1 pseudogene is annotated in these 543 nt (G+C 74.6%); it reads left to right on the top strand.

The annotated features are described in order from the left end of the window. Positions 1 to 102 precede the first annotated feature (102 nt). Positions 103 to 543 (top strand): annotated as a pseudogene (locus AC1DYG_RS19090) (hypothetical protein); the annotation flags it as partial.

Raw genomic sequence — 543 nt, forward strand, 5'->3', positions numbered from 1 at the left:
TTCCGGCAGACCGCCCGCATCCTCGCCGGCTTCCCCGACGAGCGGCCCGGGGCCTCGGAGGCCGCGGGCAGCGGCGGCGACGCCACCGTCGCGGGCCTGCGCGTGACGCGCGAGCCCGGCGAGGGGCGGCCCGCCGGGGCCACGCCGCTGACACCCGTCCTGAGCGGGTACTGGGACGACCCGCGGTCCTGGACCCTCGACACCTACCGCGGCCACGACGGCTACCAGGCGCTGGCCCGGGCGCTGCGCATGCAGCCGGCGGAGGTCGTGACGACGGTCCAGGACTCCGGATTGCGGGGCCGCGGCGGCGCCGGTTTCCCGACCGGCACCAAGTGGTCGTTCATACCGCAGGAGCGGAGCCCGCGGAGCGACCCGAATGCACAGTCGGGAGACAAGCCCCACTACCTGGTCGTCAACGCCGACGAGTCCGAGCCGGGGACCTGCAAGGACATGCCGCTGATCATGGCCACCCCGCACGCCCTCGTCGAGGGCGCGATCATCGCGGCGTACGCGATCGGGGCCGGCCACGCCTTCATCTACCTG

This window comes from Pedococcus sp. P1_H8 (assembly GCF_056405175.1).